This window comes from Streptomyces hydrogenans (genome assembly GCF_014656075.1).
Taxonomy (GTDB): domain Bacteria; phylum Actinomycetota; class Actinomycetes; order Streptomycetales; family Streptomycetaceae; genus Streptomyces; species Streptomyces hydrogenans.
The window spans coordinates 1-4489 of record NZ_BNBS01000246.1; the positions used below are offsets into that span (position 1 = coordinate 1).

The window sequence follows — 4489 nt, forward strand, 5'->3', positions numbered from 1 at the left end:
GCTTGCTCACTCATCTGTTGGCGGCGCTTGAAGTCATTCCGATAGCAGTTCTTAGGCACCCACGACGCGCGTTCGGACAACAACCGAGGACAAACCCCCCCGGTCGGCAGAGGCACGAACCGTGGGGCACTCACCGAAGGCTGCGCCCGGGACGGACCGTCCACAGTACGCAGCACCCGATCACGCTCCTCGGCCGAGAGACGAGCCAGCAGGGCCACGACCCTGCCCAGCTCGTCCTCACCCAACGTCACCGATCACCCGCCAGATCGAGATCACGCTCGGACGCATCGGCAGAAATCGACGCCTGCTTCGGCCGGCGCCACGGACGAGCGATCGGCTGAGACACCCGGCGCCACCAGGCATCCGCCGGCAGCTTCCCCGCCGGCTCGAACGGCTCACCGGGACGCGGGAACGCCACCGCCTGCCCGACTTCCTCCGCCGCGTCCTTCGTCCACTCCCCCGGCTCCGCCCACGGATGCGGAGCCAGGTTGAAGGTCCCCCAGTGGATCGGCAGCATCACACCGGCCGGAGCACCTCCCTGCAGGTCAAGATGGGCCTGAACCCCCTGCGCAGGCGTCATGTGAATGTCTGGCCACGCCCCAGGCATCGGCGTATAGTCCGTGTGGTTCTTGGGCCAGAACTCGGCGTACGCACCGATCTGGATCATCGTCACGTCGAAGGGGCCGTGGGCGGCGCCGATGGACTTGAAGCCCTGGAAGTAACCGGTGTCGCCGCTGTGGAAGATCCGGTGGCGCGGGCCCCGGACCGACCAGGAGGCCCAGAGGGTGTGCTGCTGGTTGCGGATGGCGCGGCCGCAGAAGTGGCGGGCCGGGGTCGCCGTGAGGGTGAGGTCGCCGATCTCGGCGGACTCGTGCCAGTCCAGCTCGCGCAGCCGGGAGGCCGGGACGCCCCAGTGCTCCAGGTGGGCGCCGACGCCGAGCGGGACGGCGAAGAGGGTGTCGGTGGTGGCCAGCGCCTTGATGGTCGGCAGGTCGAGGTGGTCGTAGTGGTCGTGGGAGATCACGACGACGTCGACCGGGCCGAGCGCGGCGAGCGGCGCGGGCGCCGGGTGCAGCCGCTTGGGGCCGACGAAGGAGAAGGGCGAGCAGCGCTCCCCCCAGACCGGGTCGAAGAGGATCCGTACGCCGTCGATCTCGGCCAGCACGCTGGAGTGGCCCAGCCAGGTGATCCGCAGCCCGGTGGCGGCGGGGCGGGCGAGGTCGGCGACGGTCGTCGGATGGACGGGGATCACCCCGACCGGGGCCCGGCGGGCGCGCGCCTCCCGCTCGAAGTAGATCTTCATCAGGTCGGCGGTGGAGCCCGAGGGGCCGCGGCGGGCCTCCTCCGGGTTCTGGAAGACGCCGTCCGCGAAGTGCGGCGAGCGGCGGATGCGGGCCAGCCGCTCTCCCGTGGGCTCGGCGCCGAAGGACTCGGGCCGCAGGGCGCGCAGCCGCGCCCGCAGCGAACGGTCGGAGCCGGTACCGGTCACAGGACCTCCTGATCTCTGGGGGTCGTTCCATTATGAGCGGCCGGGCGGCCGGCCGTCCCGCCCCACCCTCCGCCGCCTCCCGCCCCACCCTCACCTGCCGTCCCGGCCCGCCCTCCCCCGCCCTCCGGGCGCGCAGCCCCCCGACGTCCGGCCGCGCCGTCTCCGCCGTCCGGCCGCGCCTCCCGCCCCGTCGGTCATACTGAACCGCCATTCAGTAATCCGCCCCGGAGGAGTCCCATGACCGCCGCCCCGCTGCTCTCCCTCACCTGGACCGACCACGTCACCGGCCGCCGTGGCCACCTGGTCGTCGACCGGCTGGTCAGGGGCGTGGCCAGCGGCGGGCTGCGGATGCGCGAGGGGTGCACCGCCGAGGAGGTCGCCGGGCTCGCCCGCGGAATGACCATGAAGGAGGCCCTGCACTACGACCCGTCCGCGCGGTACGTGCCGCTGGGCGGCGCCAAGGGCGGCATCGACTGCGATCCGCGCTCCCCGGAGGCGTACGGCGTCCTGGTCCGCTATCTGCGGGCGATGCGGCCGTACGTGGAGCGGTTCTGGACCACCGGGGAGGACCTGGGGCTCACCCAGGAGACGGTGGACCGGGCGGTGGCCGAGGCCGGGCTCGACTCCTCGGTGCAGGCCGTCTTCCCGCTCCTGGAGGACGAGGCGGCGGCCCGGAAGCGACTCGCGGACGCCTTCGCCCTCCAGGTCGACGGCATCGGCCTGGACGCGCTGGTCGGCGGGCTCGGCGTGGCCGAGTCGGTGCTGGTCGCGCTGGACCGGGCCGGGCGGCCCCACGCGGGCACCCGGGTCTCCGTGCAGGGCTTCGGCACCATGGGCGCGGCCACCGCCCGCTTCCTCGCCCGCGCGGGCCTCACGGTGGTGGCGGTGGCCGACGTGCGCGGCACGGTCGTGAACCCGGACGGGCTCGACGTCGAGGCGCTGATCGCCGCCCGGGACGGCCACGGCACGGTCGACCGGGCGGCGCTGCGCCCCGGCGACCGCGAGGCGCCCGGGGACGCCTGGCTCGCCGTCGACGCGGAGGTGCTGGTGCCGGCCGCCGTCTCCTACGCGATCGGCGCGGCCGAGCAGGGGCGGATCCGCGCCCGCTGGATCGCCGAGGCCGCCAACATGCCGGTGCTCCCCGAGGCGGAGGAGGCCCTCGCCGCGCGCGGGGTGACCGTCCTGCCGGACGTGGTGGTCAACTCCTGCACCAACGCCTGGTGGTGGTGGACCCTCTTCGGCGACGTCGAGGCCGACGCCGACCAGTCCTTCGCGCGGGTACGGAGCGCGATGCGGGACCTGACGGGCGCCGTGCTCGACCGGGCGGAGGCCGACGGCGTGCTCCCCCGCACGGCGGCACACGCCCTGGTGGCCGAACGACTGCCGGTGATCGCCGAGCGGTACGGCTGGTACTGACGGCACCCCCGGGCCCCTTGACGATCATGACTCCGTGCCGTCCGTGCTGTGTAGGCTGCACGGCGTGGCGAGAGTGCGGTTGAGCGTGGCCGAGCGGCGCGAGGAGCTGCTGCGGGCCGCCGTCGAGCAGATCGAGGCCCGGGGTGCCACCGCCGTCCGGATCGCCGACGTGGCCGCCGCCCTCGGCGTGAGCAACGCGCTCGTGCTCTACCACTTCTCCACCAAGGAACAGCTGGTCGCGGCGGCCTTCCAGCACGCCGCCGAGGGCGATCTCGCCGAGCTCCGCCGGATCCTCGGGCGCCGTTCGACGGCGGCCCGGCGACTGCGCGCCGCCGTCCGCTGGTACGCCCCCACCGGCCAGGCCAAGGGCTGGCGGCTGTGGATCGAGGCATGGGCGGCCGGGCTGCGCGACCCGGAGCTCCGCCGGGTCGCCGCCTCGCTCGACCAGGCGTGGAAGGCGGCGCTGACCGCCGTGATCGCCGAGGGGGTCGCCGCCGGCGAGTTCCCCTGCCCCGACCCGGCCGGCGCCGCCTGGCGGCTCACCGCCTACCTGGACGGCCTCGCCGTCCAGACGACCGTCTACACCGGCGGCCTCTCCCGCACGGCCATGCTCCAATGGGCCGACGCGGCCCTCACCCGCGAACTGGGCCTCCCGACGACCGGGCCCTGACCCGAGCGAGAAGCGGGGGGCGGGTCGGGCGCCGGATACGGATCCGCGGCCGGGTACGGGCCCGAGGGCGCGTACAGACCCGAGGGCGGGTACGGACCCGAGGCCGCGTGCAGACCCGAGGCGGATCCGAGGCCCACCCCGACCCCCCGCCCGTCCCTCCGCCTCTGCGCCGGGCCGCCCGGCCGCCTCGTCCGTCCCTCCGTCCTCCGATCGTCCGCCCTTCCACCCCTCCCTCAGATCAGTTCGAAGACCGCCGAGACGGTGACCTGCTCCTCGATCTCGCCGGGGGCGAGCGGGACGCTCGGCTCGTCGGCCGGCATGGACGGCAGCGCTCCGTGGCCGGGGCGCAGCGAGTCGCCCTCACTCAGTGAGACCAGTCGGCCGAGGCGGTGGCCGCTCAGCCGGGCGTGCTGCGACGCCTTGTCGTACGCGTCCTTGTAGGCGGCCTCGCGGGCCTTGGCGCGCAGCTCCTTCGGGTCGGCCACGTCGAAGACGACGCCGTTGACCCGGCCCGCGTCCCCGGTGGCGCCGTTGATGGCCCCGATGACCTGTCCGGCGCGGTCGATGTCCCGGACCTTCACGGAGAAGGTCTGGCTCGCCTGGTAGCCGGTGACCTTGGACTCGCCGCCGGTCGTCTGGGTGTAGACGGGGTTGAGGGAGAGGCTGTCGGTGCGGATGTCCCGGTCCTCGACGCCCTCCTTGCGCAGCACGGCGAGCAGCGCCTCGGCGGCGGTGCTCTGCGCCGCCATCGCCTCCTTCGCCGTCGGCTTCGTGACCTCCACGCCCACCGACAGGATCGCCAGGTCGGGCGCGGCGGTGGCGCTGCCGCTGCCCGTGACCTCGGCCGTGGCGGGGGCCTCGCCCCGGACGCCGGCGCGCCGGACGGAGCGCTCCGGCGCGGCGGCCGACGCGGG

The 4489-nt window shown here is 74.5% G+C and carries 4 protein-coding genes; 2 read left to right on the plus strand and 2 right to left on the minus strand.

Annotation, left to right across the window (positions count from 1 at the left end; translation table 11 throughout):
• Nucleotides 1-247: 247 nt before the first annotated feature.
• Complete coding sequence (locus IE321_RS40815) at nt 248-1489, minus strand: MBL fold metallo-hydrolase (protein WP_190226681.1); 1242 nt, start codon at nt 1487-1489, stop codon at nt 248-250.
• Nucleotides 1490-1726: 237 nt separating this feature from the next.
• On the opposite strand from IE321_RS40815, the gene IE321_RS40820 reads away from it, so the two are divergent.
• Entirely contained in the window at nt 1727-2905 is a 1179-nt protein-coding gene (locus IE321_RS40820) for a glutamate dehydrogenase (protein ID WP_190226682.1), read from the plus strand.
• Between the two features lie 64 nt (nt 2906-2969).
• Nucleotides 2970-3575: a TetR/AcrR family transcriptional regulator gene (locus IE321_RS40825; RefSeq protein ID WP_190226683.1), complete on the plus strand. Its 606-nt coding sequence runs from the start codon at nt 2970-2972 to the stop codon at nt 3573-3575.
• Between the two features lie 233 nt (nt 3576-3808).
• Here IE321_RS40825 and IE321_RS40830 read toward each other — a convergent pair.
• Nucleotides 3809-4489 (minus strand): SIMPL domain-containing protein (locus IE321_RS40830; protein WP_268257458.1); only part of this gene is annotated, 681 nt, incomplete at its 5' end.

Bases quoted from the DNA above. Each gene is read 5' to 3' on its own strand.
- IE321_RS40820 (WP_190226682.1), top strand. From the start codon at position 1,727: ATGACCGCCGCCCCGCTGCTCTCCCTCACCTGGACCGACCACGTCACC.